We start from the raw sequence: 16,482 nt of genomic DNA on the forward strand, positions 1-16,482 counted from the left end.
GGAGCCGCGTGGAGCAGGCGGCTCAGCCGAAGATGGCGTTGACGATCAGCAGCGCGACCAGGCAGGTGACCCACCCGACAGTGCTGGTGATCGACCAGGTCAGCATCTGGTGCTTGGCACTCTTGACACCAAGGATGCGGTTGATGACCCAGAAATAGCTGTCGTTGAAATAGCCGAACACCATGGAGCCGATGCAGGCGGCCTGCGCCGCGAAGACCGGGTTGACGTCCGGGATCTGCGCCAGAATGGGCGCCGAGATCGAGGCGCCGGTGATCATCGCCACCGTGCCGCTGCCCTGGATGAGGCGCACCAGGCTGGCGATGACGAACGGAATCAGGACGGCCGGCAGCGGCAGCGTCGCCACCCACTCGCCGATATAGGTGCCGGTGCCGCTGTCGCGCAGCACGGCGCCCAGCGCACCGCCTGCACCTGTCACCAGCATGATGATGCCGGCGCTCTCGATGCCCTTCTCCAGCTCGGCCACCGTGTCGTTGCGGGACAGGTTGCCGGCTAGGCCCCAGACGGCCAGCAACACGCCGAGGCCCACGGCGATCACCGGATTGCCGATGAAGGCCGTAACCTGCACCCAGGTCGCGGCCTGCAGCCCGGCATCGCCCGCCGCGATGCCGGCGACGACCGTGTTGATGAAGATCAGAACGATGGGCACCACGATGGGCATCATGGAGATGCCGAGCGAAGGCAGGTCACGCTCCCGCGCCGCCGCATCCTCCTTGAACTGCTGAAAGCCCGCCGTGAGGGTCTCGCCTGTATCGACCTCGATCATCCTTTCGATCTTCGGACCCATGATCCGCGCATAGGCGATGATGGCGAAGGTCGCTGGCAGGGTCAGGATCACGCCCCAGAAGATCATCAGGCCGATATCGACGTCAAAGATGCCGGCGGCGCCCAATGGTCCGGGCGTTGGCGGCACCGCATGGTGCGTCAGCATCAAGCCGCCCGCGAGCGCCATACCCAGCGTCAACAGCGAACGCCCGGCGTTGCGCGAGAGAGCCCGCACCAGTGGATTGAGGATGACAAAGGCACTGTCACAGAAGATGGGGATAGAGACGATGTAGCCCGTCGCCATCATTGCCCATTCTTCCTTCTTCTCGCCAAGCCAACGGACGAAGGTGATGGCAAGCTTCTCCGCAGCGCCGGAGATCTCCAGGATGCGGCCCATCATCACGCCAAAGCCGATGACGAGGCCAATGGTCGCAAGTGTCGAGCCGAAGCCAGTGGTGATCGAACGCACCACCGCATCGGGCGTCATGCCTGCCGACAGGCCAGCAATGGAGGCCGCGATCACCAGCGCCACAATGGCGTGCACCTTTGTACGCAGCACAAGGAAGATCAGCAGGAAAATTGCGAGCACAAGGCCAAGGATGGCCTCCGGCCCGACCGCGGACGCGGCAGCGTTCATCGAAGTCTCCAAGTCTTTATCTAAGTCCGCCGGGCCGTGCGCCCGGCGATCAAGAAGTCAGCGGACGAACTCGTCCTTGTACTGGCGGACAACGGAATCGAAGTCGCTGTCCCGGGTAAAGCCCAGCGCCAGCGGACGCGAAACATCGAAATCGCCGGGCCAGGAGCAGACGATATCGATGATCCGCTGTTCCGGCGCCTCGCTCACCAGGGCACGGGGAGCGGTACCGCCAACGCGTTCCAGGCTTTCCAGCATCTCACCCACCGTCACGCAAATGCCCGGCAGGTTCAGCACGCGGTTGATGCCGAGCTTGGCGCCCTCAACATTCAGGGCATGAACGAGATTCTTTACCACCGCATCCGGCGAAGACAGCCACATCCTGGTTTTGAGCGGCACCGGACAACTGGAGGCGACGCCTGCCAGCGGCTCGCGGATAATGCCGCTGGCGAAGGAAGAAGCGGCGGAGTTCGGCTTGCCGGGCCGCACCACGATGGTCGGCAGCCGGCAGACGCGACCGTCGATGAAGCCCCTGCGCGAATAATCGCCGACCAGCAGCTCGCCGATCGCCTTCTCGGCACCGTAGGAGGATTGCGGCAGCAGCGCGAGGTTCTCCGGCACAACCTCCGGCATCTCGCCGCCGAACACGGCCAGCGATGAGCAGAAGATGAAGCGCGGCGCAGTGCCAACCGCGCGGGCCGCCTCCAGCAGGGCACGCGTGCCGTCAATGTTGACGCGCATGCCGACATCGAACTCCGCTTCCGACTGGCCGCTGAGCACCGCCGCCATATGGTAGATGGCCACGGTGTCGGCGCCGATCACGCTGCGGGCGAAATCCGCATCCGCGATGTCACCGGTGACCGAGGCGACGCGCGTATCCTTCACCGGGCACGGCGCCAGATCGACCGAAAGAATGCTCTCGAAGGCGGGCACGCCGTTCTGGCCCGCGTTGGCGAGCAGGGCACGGATCAGGCGGCTGCCGAGAAAGCCGGCGCCGCCGGTGACGATGATCTTCATGCTGGATAGGTTTCCCTGGCTTTGGGGCTCGCCGCCTCCGGCGAGGTTTCAGCGATGCGCAGCGCAATGCCGCGCTGACGGATCGCTGTGCAAACATTCTCGGGCAGGCCGGAATCGGTGATGATGGCGGATAGCGCTTCCAGCGGCACGGCGTTGAAGGTGCCGATCCGCCCGTACTTGCTGCTGTCGGTGACAAGGATGCTGCGCGCAGCGCTTTCGGCGATGGCGCGCTTCACCGCAACCTTGTTCTCGGAAGGGGTCGAAACGCCACGCATGCCGAAGGAGGAGGTAGAGATGAAGGCCATGTCGAAGTTGAAGCGGCGAATGGCCTCGGCGGCCGGCTCACCGACACAGGACTGGTTCTCGCGCTCCACCTGCCCGCCCGTGTGGTAGAGGCGGCATCCGGCCTCACGCGAAAGAAAGGCCGCGATAACGAAATCATTCGTCACGACGGCGATGTCCTCGCGTCCGGCGAGCAGCCGCGCGATCTCCAGAGTCGTGGTCCCGGCGTCGAGGTAGATCACCGAGCCTGGCTCGACCATGGCAGCGGCAAGAGTTCCGATGGCCGCCTTTTCCGCATGCAGCATGGCCGCCTTGGCCAGATGCGAGGGCTCGTTGAAGATCTTTTCCGGCAGGCGGATCCCGCCCGCGACGGACATCACCCGCCCCTGCCGCTCCAGGTGCTGGATGTCGCGCCGCACCGTCATGTGCGAGACGCGGAGCAATTCCATCAGCTCGCTGATGCTCAGCACCCCGCGGCCGGTCAGCCGGGAGACAATCAAATTATGCCTCTCGGCCGGAATCATGGTCAGCCGGCGCGGTAAGGCGCGAACCAGCCGAGGCCGGCGACGGTCTCGCCGCGCGGGTTGTATTCGCAGCCGATCCAGCCCTTGTAGCCGGACTTGTCGAGCACATCGTACAGGTGCGGGTAGTTCAGCTCCCCCTCATCCGGCTCGTGGCGCTCGGGCACGGAGGCGATCTGCACATGCGCGAACTTGCCCGCCATCTTCTCGATCAGCCTGGTCAGGTCGCCATCCATGATCTGCGCGTGGTACAGGTCGAGCTGGACAGAAACGTTTGGACGGCCGATCCGCTCCACCAGTTCCACAGCTTCCAGCTGGTGCGCGATGAAGTAGCCCGGCATGTTGCGACTGTTGATCGGCTCCACCAGAAGTGTGATGCCGTGCTTCGCCAACTCATCGGCGGCATAGCGGAAATTCTCGATGAAGGCCGTCTTGCAAGCCTCTCGGTCCAGCCCCTTCACCATGCCGGACATGCCGTGCAGCGTCTTGCAGCCAGTCGCCAGCGCGTAGCGGATGGCGATGGCGACGTTGTCGCGGAATTCCTGCTCTCGGCCCGGGATCGCTGCCATGCCGCGCTCACCATTGGCCCAGTCCCCCGGCGGCATGTTGAACAGCGCCTGTGTCAGCCCATGCTTCTTGAGCTCGGCAGCGATAGCCTCCGGCTCATGCTCATACGGGAACAGGAACTCCACGGCCTTGAAGCCGGCCTCGGCGGCCTTGCCGAAGCGCTCCAGGAAAGGCACCTCGCTGAACATCATCGACAGGTTGGCGGCGAAACGCGGCATTCTGGTTCTCTCCCGATCTAACCGGCGATCTCTTGCGCATCGAAGAAGAAGCGCTCCTGACCGAAATTGCCGGACTTCAAAGCCAGCGACAGGTTCTTGCCGACGGCGCGCACCCAGGGCACGCCCGGTGCGATCTGCGGCCCAATGGCAAAGCCCTTGATGCCGAGTGATTGCGTGACGATGCCCGAGGTCTCGCCGCCGGCCACCACGAACTGTTCGAACCCGGCCTGTTCCAGAAGCTGTGCCAGCCTGCCAAAATTGCGTTCCACCGCCTCGCTCGACTCGGCGGCGCCGTAGCGGTCCTGCACCTTCTTCAGCTCGTCCGGCGGCATGGTCGCATAGACCATCGGCGCCGGCCCCCCCTGCGCCTGCGCCTTTACCCATTCGGCGAGTTCGGCGGTGTAGCCTTCATCCTCCATGCAGCGGCTGACATCCACGGCGATGGAGGGCGCCTCGGCCCGATAAGCGGCAACCTGCGCGTTGGTCATCTGCGAGCAGGAGCCGGAGAGCACCACGGCACGGCCTTTCACGGGCTTGCCGCCCTCGGCTGCCTTGGCCGCGTCGCCGCGCAGGTCGATCCAGGCGCGCGCCATGCCATCAGCCAAACCCGAGCCGCCGGTCACCAGCATCATGTCGGCCACGGCCTCGCCCATCACCGCGAGATGCGCATCGTTCAGTGCGTCCAGCACGGCGTAACGCAAGCCGCTCGCCTTGAGCTCGGCCAATGCCGCGCGCACCGCCCGGGATCCCTGGTCCATGACCGTGCTCGGCACGTTGCCGGCCTTGCCGCGCGATTGCGCTTCCATCACCCGCATGATGTTGGCGTCGGTCATCGGCGTCACCGGGTGGTGGCGCATACCGGACTCGTTCAGCGGCACGCCGTTCACGAACAGGTAGCCGTTGTAGATGGTGCGCCCGTTGACCGGCAGCACCGGACAGATCACGGTGAAGTCTTCGCCCAGCGCATCCAGCAGCGCATCCGTCACCGGGCCGATATTACCCTTCGGCGTACTGTCGAAGGTGGAACAGTATTTGAAGAAGAACTGCTCGCAGTCGCGCGCCTGCAGCCAGCGCAGCGCGGCGAGACTCTCGTCAATCGCTTGCTGCGGCGGGCAGGAGCGGGTCTTGAGGCTGATCACCACCGCATCGGCATCGACCTGCAGCGCATCTTCAGGCACGCCGTTCAGCTGCACCGTGCGCAGCCCGTTGGCCACCAGGAAGCCCGCAATATCGGTGGAGCCGGTGAAATCGTCGCCGATGACGCCGAGGCGCATGCTCACTTCTCCTGCTTCTGGCCGGGCAGCGTAATGCCCGCAAAGGTCTTGATCACCGCGGCATCATCTTCCTTGCCGTAGCCGGCATTCGAGGCGTTGGCGAACATGGTGTAGGCGGTGCTGGCCAGCGGCAGCGGAAAGTTCAGCGCCAGTGCCGTTTCCGCCACCAGCCGCAGGTCCTTGACGAAGATGTCCACGGCGGATTTCGGGGCATAGTCGCCATCCACCACATGCTTCATGCGGTTCTCGAACATCCAGCTGTTGCCGGCCGCGTTCGTGACGACCTCGTACATGGTGGCGAGCGGAATGCCGGCCCGCGCGGCCAGCGCCATCGCCTCGGCGCCCGCCGCAATATGCACGCCTGCCAGAAGCTGGTGGATGATCTTCACCGTGGCGCCCTGACCAATCTCCTCGCCAACCTCGTAAACCTTGCCGGCCACGGCATCGAGCACCGGACGCAGCTTGTTGAAGCTTTCGCGCGAACCGGCGGCCATCACCGTCATCTCGCCCGTGGCGGCCTTGGCGGCACCGCCGGAAACCGGTGCATCCAGCATCAGCAGCCCGTGCTGCGCGAGGCCCGCAGCGATGTCCTTCGCATCGGCGGCGGCAATGGTGGCGGAAACCATGATACCGGTACCGGGCCGCAGCTTTGCCGCCAGGCCGTTCTCTCCGAACAGCACCGCCTTGCACTGCGCCGCGTTCACCACCAGCAGCAGCACCGCATCCAACCGGTCCGCAAAGATGCTTGCGTCAGGCCCGGCCGCCTCGGCACCAGCCGCCTTCAGCGTTTCACAGGCTTTGGGATTCAGATCTGCGCCAAAGGTCCGCAGTCCTGCGGCAATGCAGGACTGTGCCGCGCCCATCCCCATGGAGCCGAGACCGACGACGCAGACATGAAAGGCATTATCTGTGGCCATGGTAGGTCCTGTTAATCCGTGTGCAATCCTGCGCGGAGTCCTCCTTCTAACTGATCGTCTTCGGCGGAGGTAGACGTGCATTGCACAGTTATTAACAAACGCGATCACGACATTAAATTTCGGACCGGTGACGCCGCTCTCACCAACCGTTAATCGACCCGTGGTTGTTTGCTCTCACCTGTTCGTGAGGATTGCAGCGCCCATGTCCACCTTTCTGAACCATGTTTCCATCAGGATGAAGGTCATCGGGGCCTTCACTCTGGTACTGGCGCTGACAGTCAGCGTCGGCCTGTTTGCCCTGAATCGCCTCGGCGCGGTGAATGCATCGACCGCCGATCTTGCCACCAACTGGTTGCCCAGCAGCCAGGCCCTCGGCACCCTTGCCTTGGAGTTCGAGAAGCTGCGTGCCCGCGAGTCGCAAACATTCCTCCGCACGGGCGAGAAGATGGAAAGCTCGGTCAGGCTGGTGATTGAGAGCCAGGGGCTGGTGGAGAATGCGTTGCGCCGCTACCGGCCGCTTGTCAGCCCCGGCGCGGAAAAGACGCTGGCCGACCAGGTGGAGCAGGCCTGGAGCACCTATCGCGGCGTGTCGCAGCAAATCGTGGCTGCCGGTCGCGCTGGCCAGCAGACCGAAGGCGCGGAGCTTCTGTTCGGCCCGGCAACCGCCGCCCTGTCCACGCTGCGAGACAGCATCGACACCGTCCGCAAGTTCCAGACGACCGGCGGCGATGCGGCGGCAAGCCAGAGCATGGAGGTCGGCGCCTCCGCGCAGGTCTGGATCGGTGCGGTGCTTGGTTTCGCCGCGCTGCTCAGCCTTCTCTGCGGCATCGTGATCATCGCCGCAGTCGCCAAGCCCGTGGTCGCAATGACCAACGCGATGGCCCGGCTGGCACAGCGTGACCTGTCGGTGGAGATTCCCGGCCGCGGCCGTGGCGACGAGGTCGGCGGAATGGCCGCTGCGGTGCAGGTGTTCAAGGAGAACATGATCACCGCCGACCGCCTGGCGGAAGAGCAGGCGCAGGCCCGCGCCGCCCGCGAGCAGCGCGCGCAGAAGGTCGATGCACTGGTCCGGGGCTTCGAGACGCGTGTGGGCGAAATGGTGGGCGTGTTGTCATCCGCTTCCACCGAGCTGGAAGCGACCGCGCGCACCATGTCCGCCACGGCGCATCAGACCAATGGACAGGCCTCCGAGGTGACACGCGCCGCCGAAGATGCCAGCAGCGGCGTACAAACCGTTGCCGCCGCCGCGGAAGAGCTGAGCTCGGCGATCAGCGAGATCAGCCGGCAGGTGGCACAGGCCTCCGGCGTTGCCGGCCGCGCGGTGGAGAATGCGCGCCAGACCGACGCGACGGTGCGGGCGCTCGCCGCCGGTGCCGGCAAGATCGGCGAGGTGGTGGGCCTCATCACATCCATCGCCGGCCAGACCAACCTGCTGGCGCTGAACGCGACCATCGAGGCCGCGCGCGCTGGTGAGGCCGGCAAGGGCTTCGCGGTGGTGGCGTCCGAGGTGAAGAACCTGGCGCAACAGACCAGCAAGGCGACGGAGGAGATCGGCGCACAGATCGCCCAGATCCAGGCCGCGACGAACGAGGCGGTGCACGCCATCCAGGCGATTGCCGGCACGATCGACGAGGTCAGCGCCATCACCGTCACCATTGCCGCGGCGGTGGAGGAGCAGACGGCCGCGACCGGCGAGATCGCCCGCACGGTGCAGCAGACGGCACAGGCCACAGGCACGGTTTCGCAAAGCATCACTGCCGTCAGCCAGGGCGCCAACGACACCGGCGCCGCCGCTGCCCAGGTGTTGGCCGCCGCCTCCGAACTGTCCAAGCAGTCCGAGGGCCTGACCTCTGAGGTGAATGGCTTCGTCACCCAGGTCCGCGCTGCCTGACCATGGCTTCCCGGTGCCGGCAGATCGCCGGTGCCGGGATGCTCCCGACTGCAGGGCGGGTGCTCGCTTTCGTCACTTGCCTGCCAGCGGCGAGCGCACCAGTTTTCTGGTTCCGGACCCAACGATGGCCGGCACTGGAGGAACGATGACACCTGACGATAATCTCCGCGTGCTGCGACAACAGGCGCGTGCCGCCCGCCGTGACCACATCGCAGACACCATCGGCCATGTTCCCACCACGCCCGCCGGTGAAAGGCTGCCTCGCGTGCAGCGGATGCTGGCAGGTCTGGATGAGGCGCTGGAACTCCCGCGCAGCGATCGCAAGGCCGAGCGTCCAGAAAACTGACCCGGAGAAGCTGAAGGAGGCGGAGGCCGTGGCGCTTCCGTTACTCCGCCAGCGGTGGCAGGGCCGAGGCCGGCACAGCCAGCCCCGCTGGGCGGTCGGCAAAGCTTGCCACAGCGACGCCCAGGATCGCCCAGCTTCCATGCGCCGTTTCCACCAGCAGCGGGCCGCCGCTGGCGCCTCGTGTCGCGGCGCAGCCATGCCTTAACAAGGCAGTGCCGCCAGGCCCCCGCGCCGAACCCAGCAAGTGGCAATCCGTGTCGGCCAACAGCACCTCGCGGCGATCCTGCTGGTATCCGCCCAGCATCAGCCGTGCCCCGGCTGGCGGCATCTGACGGAACAGCGGCAGGGGCGTACCGCCCAGCTTTCGCTCCAGTGTCAACACTGCCCAATCCGCCTCTGGCGGCCCGCGGCGCACAGGGTCAAAGCCCGGCGCCACCAGGAACCGCTTCACGGGCGATGTGCCGCGCCAAGTGCCCCGGTCATAGCCCAGCATCATGTGGATTGAGCCGGGTTGCACCAGCCGGCCCGTTCGCGGCGTGACCAGACAGTGCGCGGCCGTCAGCACCCGGTCGGGGGCGATCATGGCACCGGTGCAGCGCCCGCCAAGCTCAGTCTGCACCCGGCCCAGCGCGTTCCAGGGGACAGCACCCGCGCTGACCGGATGGCGGGGGTCGGCCTCCCCGACCCCTGGCCGCAACGTCGCGGCCTGGGCATTGGCGGGACCGGTTGTCAGACCGATCCAGCCCGACACAAGGAAAAAAGGAAGAAACAGGGCGGCCGCCGGTAAAACCCTCTTGCGGACACGCGCTGTTAATTTGGCGTTAAGCGCTGTTGATAAAAAATGCGGCAGCTGCCTCGCTCCATCCGGACATCGCGTCATGCCCCATCGTATTCGCCCCAGCGTTTTCCGTCTCTGCCGCCGCGGACTTCGCACCCTGTTCCGCTGGCTCAAGCGCGACGGCTACCGTCCGGAACGGCGCTACATGCGTGGCCGCACTCAGAGCCATACCTCCTGACCACCCTGTCGCCACGCTTCAGCCCAGGCTGATCCGGGTCTCGTTCTCGCCCCGCTCAATACCGAGGCCGGCGGCGCGCAGCGACGCCTCGGCGCCCTCGGGCGGCTGCCAGTTCACGATCAAGGTCTTGCCGTCCAGCACCAGAAGCGGCGCGCCATGCGGCATCTCCTGCGCCGGCATCACGAGGTCGAGGAGTGCCAGATCTGCCTCTGGCCGATTCGGCTTCACCATGGCGGTGCTCCGTACTTCCACCTTCAGTGGCTTCTTGGCTGCCAGCGCGAGAACGGGGCGTACCGCCTCCAGGAAGCGGCCGGAATCCACCTCCCCCTCTTCATGCGGACGACCCAGGCGGAAATAGCCACGCAACAGCGCTTCCATGTCCTTCAGCCCTTGCAGGGCGCGTCCCATGCGCACCGCCGCCTTGTCCTCGGGCGGCAGGCCGGCAGCCACGCTGTCCAGGTTGACCTGCAGGATCATGAAGGAGTTGTTCAGGGCGTGCTGCATCGGGCGGGCAAGGCCGGCCATCCGCTCGGGCGCATCGGTCAAGGCGGGATCTCCTGCAGGATGTCGTGGAACAGGCGCGCCGGCAGGGTGCCGCCGCTCACCGCCTCCATGGGACTCGCATCGTCATTGCCCAGCCAGACGCCAATGACCAGGGGGGCCGCGCGCGTCATGGCATAGCCGATGAACCAGGCATCGCGGAAATCCTGCGTGGTGCCGGTCTTGCCGCCCACCCTGCGGCCGGCCACCGCGGCGGCACGGCCGGTGCCTTGCCGCACCACCGCCTCCAGCATGTGGCGCATCATCGCCGCGCGTTCCGGCGCGATGGATAGCTGCGGCGCGGTCATCGGCACGGCGAGCAGCCGCTCGGCGGATTCGGCGCGGGTCACGCCATGTGGGCTGACGCGGTAACCGCCATTGGCGAAAGCGGCATACGCGGCGCTGAGGCCCAGCAGCGTCACCTCGCCGGTTCCCAATGCCAGGGAAGGATGGGCAGGCAGACGACCCTCCACCCCCAGCCGCATGGCCACCGCCGCGACGGTCCGCGCTCCGCCCGCCTGTCGCAGCAGGCGCACGGCAGCGGTGTTGACGCTGTGGGCCAGCGCCTGCTCCAGGGTAATCTCTCCACGCGAGGCCCATTGCCCGTTGCCCGGCGACCAGTCGCCGAGGCGCAGCGGCGCGTCGGAAACGGTGTCCTGCGGCCCTGCGCCCCCCTCCAAGGCGGCCAGCCAGACAAAGGGCTTGAAGGCCGAGCCGGGTTGCCGCCGCGCCGCCGTGGCACGATTGAACGGACTCTGGCGGTAGGACCGGCCGCCGGCCATGGCCTGCACCGCCCCGTCCCGCGCATCGAGGATCACCACAGCACCCTGTCTGGCTCCGGCGGCGCGCCCCGGCCCGGACAGCAGCGCCTCCAGACGCCGCTCCACCAGCGCCTGAAGCCGCAGATCTAGCGTGGTGCGCAGCACGAGATCGCCATTGCCCGGATAATCCTCGGCCAGATCGGCCTGCACCCAGTCGGCGAACCAGCCGGCATCACCCGAAGGGCGGGGCGGCACGGCCATGCGCTCGCCTTCCAGCGTGGCCTGGCGGCCAGTGATCAGCCCGGCATCCTGCATGGCGGCCAGCACCTCGGCACCCCGCCGCATGGCGGCGCCGGGATCGGTGCGCGGATTGTAGCGCGAGGGTGCGCGCGGCAGCCCTGCCAAGATAGCCGCTTGCCACAGCGTCACCCGCCGGGCCGGCACACCGAAATAGAGTCGCGCCGCCGCATCCACGCCGAAGGCGCCGCTGCCGAGATAGACGCGGTTCAGGTACAGCTCCAGCAACTGGTCCTTGGTGAAGCGACGCTCCAGCCAGAAGGCGAGGATGGCTTCCTGTACCTTGCGGCGCAGGCTGCGCTCCGGCGTCAGGAACAGGTTCTTGGCCAGCTGCTGCGTCAGGGTCGAGCCGCCCTGCACCACCCGTCCCGCCCGCCAATTGGCGATGGCGGCACGTGCCAAGCCGATGACGTCCAACCCGAAATGCGAACGAAAGCGCCGGTCCTCCACCGCCATCAGCGCACCGGGAAGATACGCCGGCAGATCCGTCAGCCGCACCGTTTCGCCATACAGGTCGCCGCTTGCCGAGAGCAGCCGCCCATCCGCCGCTTCCAGCGTGACCGAGGGACGCCTGGTGGTGGCCAGCGCCGCCTCCGGCCGCGGCAGGTCCCAGGCGAAGGCCAGCAGCACCGCACTCAGCACGGCCGATCCCCAGATGCCGAAGACCAGAAGGTGACGCAGCAGACGCATGGCGCGGCGCGGCCGGCCGGCCCGCTGGCGCGTCGGGACAGGGCCGGTTCGATCCGCGGAGGTGCAAGCAACGGGTTGGACAACGCGGGAGCGGGGCATCGGTGGTTTGGCGGCAGCCTCCCGCAACCGGGTGGTCGATCTCTCCGGCTATAGCCGATCCGCCGCGCCCAATACCATGATCCGGGAACGCTTTCGCGCCGCCGGCGCCTGCTCTATGACCCGGCAGGCCCTCCGATCCCTGCCTTCTTCCCTGCCAAACGGAGGCTTGGCCGGGCCTTGTCGCAGCGCCGGCCCCTCATGCCCGGTGCAGAGAGGAATTGCTTGCCGCCTTCTCCGATTTACCTTCTCCGTGGCTGGTTGCGCAGCCACCCCACCCTGCACCGCCAATTGCGGGACGGCACGCTCTGGGCGGCCCGGCGACTTCCGGCCCTGCAACATGCCTTGACCCTGGTCCGCGATCCACGCATCGCTATCGGGGCCGGTGCCTATGCCAGCTGGGTGCAGCAATGGGACACGCCGACCGAGGCGCAGCGGCAAGCCATCCTGCAAGGAATCGGCGCCATGCCCCGTCGGCCGCTGATCTCGGTGGTGATGCCGGCCTACAACACGCCTGAGGCATCGCTTCGACAGGCCATCGCCTCCGTGCGCACGCAGCTCTATCCCGACTGGGAGCTCTGCATCGCAGATGATGCCTCGCCCGCGCCGCACGTGGAAGCGGTGCTGAAGGAGGAGGCTGCACGCGACCCCCGCATCCGCTACGTCCGGCGCGAGCGGAACGGCCATATCAGCGCCGCCAGCAACACTGCGCTGGAAATGGCGCGGGGCGAATATGTGGCGCTGATGGATCATGACGACCTGCTGCCGCCACATGCGCTGGCGGCGGTCGTCTACACCATCCTGCGCGAGCCCGACCTGCAGGTGGTGTTCAGCGACGAAGACAAGGTCGACGACCACGGCCAGCGCTCCGATCCGCACTTCAAGCCGGGCTGGAACCCTGAACTGCTGCTCGGCCAGAACCTGGTCAGCCACCTGGGCGTGTACCGGCGTGACCTGCTGGAGCGGATCGGCGGCTTCCGCGAAGGACTGGAAGGCAGCCAGGACTGGGATCTGGCGCTTCGGGCCACCCAGGGCCTGCCGCAGCACGCCGTGCGCCACATCCCGATGGTGCTGTACCATTGGCGACAAAATGGCGGCACCGCTTCCTTTTCCGAAACGGCGCTGGAACGCTGCGCCCGCGCCGGTCGCCGTGCGGTGTCTGAGCACCTGGATTTGCAGGGCGGCGCGGGCGCGCGGGTGGAAGCGCAAGCCAGCCTGCCGGGCTGGATGGACATTGCGCATGCCCTGCCTTCGCAGCCACCGAGCCTCAGCATCGTCCTGACCCGGCCTGGCGCGCCTGAACGGGAAGAATGGATGCTGCCGGCCGGCATGAAGGCCGAGGTGCTGGAGCCCACCGACGCCGAGCCCCCACTGGCCACCGCGGCCCGTGCCACCGGTGACTTGGTGCTGTTCCTGGACCCGGCACTGCGCCCTGATGAGCCGGACTGGCTGCTCGCCATGCTGGCTCAAGCCATGCGGCCTGGGATCGGCGCGGTGGGGCCACTGGTGCAGGATGCCAGGGATTATGTCGCGGAAGCCGGGTTGCTGGTGGACTCGCTGACGCAAACGGGCCACCCGGTACCTTATCTTCACGGCATGTCCTCGCGGGACGCGGGCTATTTCGGGCATCTGCGCCTTGCCCGCCAAGTCTCGGCCGTGTCGGGGATGGCACTGGCGGTGCGCCGCGACGCCCTCGCAAAGGCCGAGCTGTCGGCCGGCCGGCAGGAGGACTGGGCCGTGGCGCTCTGCCTCGCCCTCGGCCGGGAAGGACTGGGCACCATCTGGACTCCTGCCGCACGGTTGCGCCACCCGGCACCCACTCGGCGTCCGCCGGCGCCTGACGGGCTGACCGATCCCTTTTTCAACCCGAACCTGGCCGTCAGCGGTCCCGGCTTGCGCCTGACCGATGGCCCGGGCGGCGCCGGAATGCTGGTCCAGGCTATGCGGGAGGGCGGCGTTGTCTGACATCGCCGTTCTGCTATCCGCCTATAACGGGCACGCCTTCCTGCCGGCGCAGCTGAACAGCCTGGCGGCGCAGGCCGGACTTGGCGCGCCGTTGCTGTTCTGGCGCGACGATGGCTCCACCGACGCCACGCCGGACCTGCTGCGGCGGTTCTCATGGCCCGGCGGTACCGTGCGCGAAGCCGGTGCCCTGCCGCCCCGCCAGGGCGCCGCGCGCTCCTTCTTGGCGCTGCTTTCGGCATGCCCCGAGGCGGACGCCTACGCCTTCTGCGACCAGGACGATGTATGGCTGCCGGAAAAGCTATCCCGCGGCCTGCGCCGGCTGGCTGCCTTGCCGACAGACCGGCCGGCCTTGTATTGCGGCCGCCAGAGGCTGGTGGACGAGGCGCTGAAGCCGGTGGGCTTGTCCCCCCTGCCGCCACGGCCACCTGCCTTCGCCAATGCGCTGGTGCAGAACATCGCCACCGGCTGCACCGTGATCCTGAACCCCGCGGCGCGACGCCTGGTGAATGCCGCCGGCCCGGCGCCCGAGGGCAGCATGCATGACTGGTGGTGCTACCTGCTGGTAACGGGCGCGGGCGGCGAGGTGCTGTTCGACGCTGAGCCGCAGATCCTGTACCGGCAGCACGGGCGCAACGCGGTGGGTGCGGCACCCTCGGCGGCCCGGCGCGGCATGGCGGCTGCAAAGCGCGGTCCGGCTGCGTTCCAGCGCATCTTCGCCGCGCATCTCGAGGCGCTGGACCGCGCATCGTCCCTGCTGACGCCGGAGGCGGCGGCCAAGGTCGCTGTGCTGCGCGCAGCGCGCCAGCGCGGGCCTCTGGCCCGGCTGCGGGCGCTACGCGAGGTCGGCGCCTACCGCCAGCGCTTCTCCGAGGATCTGGTGCTGCGTGCCTGGGCCGTGCTCAGCCCCGGCTGAGCAGCCCATCCAACGCGGTGGAAAGCGAGACCCGCCAATCCGCCGGGTCAATGCCGTGCACGGCCGTGATCCGCGTGCAGTCCAGCCGGCTGTTGGCCGGTCGCTTCGCCTTGGTCGGGTACTGGTCGGTGGTGATGGCAGCCACTTCCCCCGGTACCTTGGCGCCGCGTCCGGCGGCCTGGCGGAAGATCTCGGTGGCGAAGCCGTGCCAGGTGGTGAAGGGCAGGCCGCTGTAGTGGAACACGCCGAACCGCGCATCGCCCGCCGGGGCGGCGGCAAGGCCTGGCAGCATCCTCGCAATGGCCTCGGCAATGTCGGCGGTGAAGGTCGGTGCACCGTGCTGGTCGGCGACGACGGACAGCTTTTCCCGCTCCGCTCCCAGACGCAGCATGGTCTTCAGGAAGTTGTTGCCGTGCGCACCGCAGACCCAGGCGGTGCGCAGCACGACGCTGCGCGGATGCGCCGCCAGCACCGCCTGCTCGCCCGCCAGCTTGGAGGCGCCATAAACGCCCTGCGGCCCCGTCACGTCATCCTCGGCATAGGGCCCATCCTTGGTGCCGTCGAAGACATAGTCGGTGGAAACATGCACCAGCGGAACGCCGCGTCCGGCGGCCTCCTGCGCCAGCAGGCCGGAGCCGGTCTCGTTGACCGCGAAGGCGGCGTCCCGCTCATCCTCGGCGCGATCAACGGCGGTGTAGGCGGCGGCGTTGACGATGGCCTCGGGCGCGACCTGCTCCACCGCGCGGGCGATGGTCTCCGGCCTCGCGAGGTCCAGCTCCGGCTGGCCCAGCGCCGTCACCTGATGCCCGTCGCGCGGCAGGCGCGCCGCCAGTTCCTGGGCGAGCTGACCGCTACGGCCGACGATCAGGATGCGCATGCGTCTTTACCCCTGGTTGGCGAGGCGCAGCAGGTGCTGGCCGTACTGGGTCTTGGCGAAGAGCTGGCCGCGGGCGCGCAGCTGGTCGACGTCGATAAAGCCGTTGAGAAAGGCGATCTCCTCCAGGCATGCGATCGGCAGGCCCTGGCGCTGCTGGATGGTGCGGACGAACTCGCCCGCATCGAGCAGCGAATCATGCGTGCCGGTATCGAGCCAGGCATAGCCGCGCCCCATCCGTTCCACCTGCAGCTTGCCCTGCTCCAGGTAGTGCAGGTTGACGTCGGTGATCTCCAGCTCGCCACGCGGCGAGGGCTTGATCCCGGCGGCGATATCGAGAACCGAGTTGTCGTAGAAATAGAGCCCCGTCACTGCCCAGTGCGAGCGTGGCTTCGACGGCTTCTCGACGATGGAGAGGGCGCGACCGGTCGCATCGAACTCCACCACGCCGTAGCGCTCCGGGTCCTCGACATAGTAGGCGAAGACGGTGGCCCCTTCCTTCCGCTCGGCGGCGGCGCGCGCCATTTCCGAAAGATGCGCGCCGTAGAAGATGTTGTCGCCCAGCACCAGCGCGACCGGCTGGTCGCCCACGAAGTCGCGGCCGATGATGAAGGCCTGCGCCAGCCCCTCGGGCTTCGGCTGCTCGGCATAGGAAAACTCGACGCCATACTGGCTGCCGTCGCCCAGCAGCCGCTTGTACATGTCGAGGAATTCGGGCGAGGAGATCACGAGGATCTCGCGGATGCCGGCCAGCATCAGCACCGAGATCGGATAATACACCATCGGCTTGTCGTAGACCGGCAGGAGCTGCTTGTTCACCGCCAGCGTCGCCGGGTGCAGCCGCGTGCCGGAGCCGCCAGCCAGAACGATGCCCTTCATC

16 protein-coding genes are annotated in these 16,482 nt (G+C 67.4%); 5 read left to right on the top strand and 11 right to left on the bottom strand.

The genetic code is table 11. From position 1 onward, the window contains the following. Nucleotides 1-22: 22 nt before the first annotated feature. From ACFOD4_RS07715 to ltnD, 6 genes are read right to left on the bottom strand one after another with little or no spacing between them, the layout of a single operon-like run. Nucleotides 23-1,420, bottom strand: coding sequence for a GntP family permease (locus tag ACFOD4_RS07715; protein WP_379595366.1), 1,398 nt, complete (start codon nt 1,418-1,420; stop codon nt 23-25). Nucleotides 1,421-1,477: 57 nt separating this feature from the next. Next, the gene (gene denD, locus ACFOD4_RS07720) at nt 1,478-2,434 is read right to left on the bottom strand and encodes a D-erythronate dehydrogenase (protein ID WP_379595367.1); all 957 of its coding nucleotides are present in this window, start codon (nt 2,432-2,434) and stop codon (nt 1,478-1,480) included. Then, entirely contained in the window at nt 2,431-3,216 is a 786-nt protein-coding gene (locus tag ACFOD4_RS07725) for a DeoR family transcriptional regulator (protein WP_379595368.1), read from the bottom strand. Before ACFOD4_RS07725 ends, denD begins: the two co-directional genes overlap by 4 nt. Nucleotides 3,217-3,242: 26 nt before the next feature. Next, on the bottom strand, nt 3,243-4,022 hold the full coding sequence (gene otnI / locus ACFOD4_RS07730) for a 2-oxo-tetronate isomerase (RefSeq protein ID WP_379595369.1): 780 nt from the start codon (nt 4,020-4,022) through the stop codon (nt 3,243-3,245). 17 nt (nt 4,023-4,039) lie between these two features. Continuing rightward, nucleotides 4,040-5,296 carry a 3-oxo-tetronate kinase gene (gene otnK, locus ACFOD4_RS07735; RefSeq protein WP_379595370.1) on the bottom strand — a complete coding sequence of 419 codons (1,257 nt, stop codon included), beginning with the start codon at nt 5,294-5,296 and terminating at the stop codon, nt 4,040-4,042. A gap of 2 nt (nt 5,297-5,298) precedes the next feature. Then, complete coding sequence (gene ltnD, locus ACFOD4_RS07740; protein ID WP_379595371.1) at nt 5,299-6,213, bottom strand: L-threonate dehydrogenase; 915 nt, start codon at nt 6,211-6,213, stop codon at nt 5,299-5,301. Nucleotides 6,214-6,415: 202 nt separating this feature from the next. Between ltnD and ACFOD4_RS07745 the strand changes: the two genes are divergently transcribed. Next, nucleotides 6,416-8,104, top strand: a complete 1,689-nt coding sequence (locus ACFOD4_RS07745; RefSeq protein WP_379595372.1) for a methyl-accepting chemotaxis protein — start codon at nt 6,416-6,418, stop codon at nt 8,102-8,104. Between the two features lie 145 nt (nt 8,105-8,249). Further along, nucleotides 8,250-8,450 carry a hypothetical protein gene (locus tag ACFOD4_RS07750; RefSeq protein ID WP_379595373.1) on the top strand — a complete coding sequence of 67 codons (201 nt, stop codon included), beginning with the start codon at nt 8,250-8,252 and terminating at the stop codon, nt 8,448-8,450. Nucleotides 8,451-8,490: 40 nt separating this feature from the next. Here the strand turns inward: ACFOD4_RS07750 and ACFOD4_RS07755 are convergent, their stop codons facing one another. After that, the gene (locus tag ACFOD4_RS07755) at nt 8,491-9,147 is read right to left on the bottom strand and encodes a trypsin-like serine peptidase (RefSeq protein WP_379595374.1); all 657 of its coding nucleotides are present in this window, start codon (nt 9,145-9,147) and stop codon (nt 8,491-8,493) included. Between the two features lie 181 nt (nt 9,148-9,328). Between ACFOD4_RS07755 and ACFOD4_RS07760 the strand changes: the two genes are divergently transcribed. Further along, a complete protein-coding gene (locus tag ACFOD4_RS07760) occupies nt 9,329-9,466 on the top strand; it encodes a hypothetical protein (protein WP_379595375.1) in 138 nt (45 codons plus the stop codon). A gap of 18 nt (nt 9,467-9,484) precedes the next feature. Here ACFOD4_RS07760 and ACFOD4_RS07765 read toward each other — a convergent pair whose 3' ends face one another. Both ACFOD4_RS07765 and ACFOD4_RS07770 read right to left on the bottom strand, forming a co-directional pair. After that, entirely contained in the window at nt 9,485-10,012 is a 528-nt protein-coding gene (locus ACFOD4_RS07765) for a hypothetical protein (protein ID WP_379595376.1), read from the bottom strand. Then, complete coding sequence (locus ACFOD4_RS07770; RefSeq protein ID WP_379595377.1) at nt 10,009-11,754, bottom strand: transglycosylase domain-containing protein; 1,746 nt, start codon at nt 11,752-11,754, stop codon at nt 10,009-10,011. The genes ACFOD4_RS07765 and ACFOD4_RS07770 overlap by 4 nt, the downstream gene beginning before the upstream one ends. Before the next feature lie 321 nt (nt 11,755-12,075). On the opposite strand from ACFOD4_RS07770, the gene ACFOD4_RS07775 reads away from it, so the two are divergent. Both ACFOD4_RS07775 and ACFOD4_RS07780 read left to right on the top strand, forming a co-directional pair. Continuing rightward, nucleotides 12,076-13,815 carry a glycosyltransferase family 2 protein gene (locus tag ACFOD4_RS07775; RefSeq protein WP_379595378.1) on the top strand — a complete coding sequence of 580 codons (1,740 nt, stop codon included), beginning with the start codon at nt 12,076-12,078 and terminating at the stop codon, nt 13,813-13,815. Continuing rightward, complete coding sequence (locus tag ACFOD4_RS07780; protein ID WP_379595379.1) at nt 13,808-14,728, top strand: glycosyltransferase family 2 protein; 921 nt, start codon at nt 13,808-13,810, stop codon at nt 14,726-14,728. The genes ACFOD4_RS07775 and ACFOD4_RS07780 overlap by 8 nt, the downstream gene beginning before the upstream one ends. Here ACFOD4_RS07780 and rfbD read toward each other — a convergent pair. Together rfbD and rfbA are read right to left on the bottom strand one after the other, a co-directional pair. Next, complete coding sequence (rfbD, locus tag ACFOD4_RS07785) at nt 14,715-15,605, bottom strand: dTDP-4-dehydrorhamnose reductase (RefSeq protein WP_379595380.1); 891 nt, start codon at nt 15,603-15,605, stop codon at nt 14,715-14,717. The two genes, ACFOD4_RS07780 and rfbD, sit on opposite strands and share 14 nt — an antisense overlap. Nucleotides 15,606-15,611: 6 nt before the next feature. After that, nucleotides 15,612-16,481 carry a glucose-1-phosphate thymidylyltransferase RfbA gene (gene rfbA, locus ACFOD4_RS07790; protein ID WP_379595381.1) on the bottom strand — a complete coding sequence of 290 codons (870 nt, stop codon included), beginning with the start codon at nt 16,479-16,481 and terminating at the stop codon, nt 15,612-15,614. Between the last annotated feature and the right edge of the window lies 1 nt (nt 16,482).

Origin of the sequence: Teichococcus globiformis (assembly GCF_042646265.1) — a bacterium.
Classification (GTDB): Bacteria; Pseudomonadota; Alphaproteobacteria; order Acetobacterales; family Acetobacteraceae; genus Pseudoroseomonas; species Pseudoroseomonas globiformis.

Coding starts and splice junctions, on each gene's coding strand:
- rfbD (WP_379595380.1), bottom strand. CDS start 15,605: ATGCGCATCCTGATCGTCGGCCGTAGCGGTCAGCTCGCCCAGGAACTG.
- denD (WP_379595367.1), bottom strand. CDS start 2,434: ATGAAGATCATCGTCACCGGCGGCGCCGGCTTTCTCGGCAGCCGCCTG.
- ACFOD4_RS07770 (WP_379595377.1), bottom strand. CDS start 11,754: ATGCGTCTGCTGCGTCACCTTCTGGTCTTCGGCATCTGGGGATCGGCC.
- ACFOD4_RS07760 (WP_379595375.1), top strand. CDS start 9,329: ATGCCCCATCGTATTCGCCCCAGCGTTTTCCGTCTCTGCCGCCGCGGA.
- ltnD (WP_379595371.1), bottom strand. CDS start 6,213: ATGGCCACAGATAATGCCTTTCATGTCTGCGTCGTCGGTCTCGGCTCC.
- rfbA (WP_379595381.1), bottom strand. CDS start 16,481: ATGAAGGGCATCGTTCTGGCTGGCGGCTCCGGCACGCGGCTGCACCCG.
- ACFOD4_RS07715 (WP_379595366.1), bottom strand. CDS start 1,420: ATGAACGCTGCCGCGTCCGCGGTCGGGCCGGAGGCCATCCTTGGCCTT.
- otnI (WP_379595369.1), bottom strand. CDS start 4,022: ATGCCGCGTTTCGCCGCCAACCTGTCGATGATGTTCAGCGAGGTGCCT.
- otnK (WP_379595370.1), bottom strand. CDS start 5,296: ATGCGCCTCGGCGTCATCGGCGACGATTTCACCGGCTCCACCGATATT.
- ACFOD4_RS07750 (WP_379595373.1), top strand. CDS start 8,250: ATGACACCTGACGATAATCTCCGCGTGCTGCGACAACAGGCGCGTGCC.
- ACFOD4_RS07745 (WP_379595372.1), top strand. CDS start 6,416: ATGTCCACCTTTCTGAACCATGTTTCCATCAGGATGAAGGTCATCGGG.